The sequence below is a fragment of the Caecibacter sp. AF58-12pH5A genome (assembly GCF_027681725.1).
In the GTDB taxonomy this organism is placed as follows: domain Bacteria; phylum Bacillota; class Negativicutes; order Veillonellales; family Megasphaeraceae; genus Megasphaera; species Megasphaera hominis.
Genome location: NZ_JAQDBC010000076.1, coordinates 1 through 1,823 on the forward strand (window position 1 = coordinate 1; position 1,823 = coordinate 1,823).

Sequence of the window (1,823 nt, forward strand, 5' to 3'; positions counted from 1 at the left end):
GGGAGTGTAAAATAGTTTGTGTAAATCGGTATTGCATGAATCTACTTTATGCCCCATACTGGGGTAAACAAAGATAAGGACGGTAACAGAATGGCAAAGTGTAAAACTCCACCAACTACCCCAGGCGAGCAGATTGCTCAGCAAATCCTCAACAACTACGACATCAAGAGCGCGGAAGACGTACAGGACGTCCTGAAGCAGATTTTTGGCCCCATTTTTGAGTCCATGCTCAAAGGTGAGATGGAAAATCATCTCGGCCATAAGAAGCATGAGCGCTCCGAAGACGGTGACAATGTCCGGAACGGCTATTCATCCAAGACGCTCAAGACCTCTCTGGGCGAGGTTCCTATCCGCGTCCCTAGGGATCGCCAGAGTACGTTTGAACCGCAGATCATCAAGAAGCACCAGCGCGACGTTTCGTCCATCGAGGGCAAGGTACTGGCGATGTATGCCCGTGGCATGAGCCAACGCGACATCGCTGCAACCATCGAAGACATCTACGGCTTCCAGATGTCACATGAACAGATCTCCACCATCACAGGCTGCGTCATGGAAGAGGTCGAGGCATGGCGGAATCGTCCGCTCCAGTCGTTCTATCCATTTGCTTTCGTCGACTGCATCTACGTATCGCTGCGCACGGAGTATGGCGTCCAGCAGGTGGCCGTCTATGTCATGCTTGCCTATGACGTCAACGGCTGCAAGGATGTCCTTGGCCTCTGGATCAACGAGACGGAGAGCAAGCATGCCTGGATGCAGATCTTCGACGAGCTGCGGGCTCGCGGCGTTAAGGATCTTGGCATCCTGTCCATGGATGGCGTGAGCGGATTGGAGGAAGGCGCCAAGGCTGTATTCCCGCATGCCACGGTTCAGCGCTGCATCGTACACCTCATCCGCAATTCCATCCGCTACATCCCACGCAAGCAGTGGAGTGCATTCACGAAGCAGCTGAAGCTCATCTATGGTGCCATCAACGTCAAGCAGGCCCGTCAGGAATTCGAGAAGTTCAAGACCGACTGGCAGGCTTATCCAGGCGCGGTCAGCGTATGGGAAAACAATTTCTCACACGTCGAGCAGCTCTATAACTATGGCAGTGCCGTGCGCAAGATCATGTACACGACCAATGCCATCGAGAGCGTCAACTCTAGCTTCCGCAAAGTGACCAAGAAAGGCGCTTTCCCCAACGAGGATGCAGTCTTCAAGATTTTCTACCTACGCATCCAAGAGCTCTATAAAAAATGGAAGGGTCGTCACGTCGCAAACTGGGCGATGGTCCGGAACCAGCTGCTCATGGACGACAGGATGTCTCAGCTTATGCAGCAATACGATGTTGCTTATTGAATCGATTTACACAAAACTCTTGACACACCCTAATATTGATAATATTTAACGTTGCCTATGGTATGTAGTAGTAATTAGGCATATGCTTAATCATTCTACTAATCTGCAAGGAGTTCACATTGCACTAATATAACTAATAAACAAAAAAATCTTCAAAACACTATCCTGATGCACGCCACCACTCAAACATTGTTTGCTAATAAAACTCATTAATGCGGTCATATAAAATAATAAATTATGACCTATTTCATTTCGCATGAGAATTACATAGTTAAACGCCGGTTCAATTATTGTTGAATTCTCAGCCATCGGTAATACTTATATTATAAGACCTAGATAACTTCGCTTTAATCAGTTGATTGATAGCATTTGAGGCACTCGACGAAAATCTAGATCATGGAATATTACCCTAATATTCACATGTGAGGGGAGTGTAAAATAGTTTGTGTAAATCGGTATTGCATGAATCTACTTTATGCCCCATA

Annotated in this window: 1 protein-coding gene; it reads left to right on the plus strand. The window is 47.4% G+C overall.

Annotated features, from left to right (window positions below; genetic code table 11):
• Positions 1–90: 90 nt before the first annotated feature.
• Positions 91–1,338: an IS256 family transposase gene (locus PGX44_RS13845; RefSeq protein ID WP_020311933.1), complete on the plus strand. Its 1,248-nt coding sequence runs from the start codon at positions 91–93 to the stop codon at positions 1,336–1,338.
• Positions 1,339–1,823: the final 485 nt, after the last annotated feature.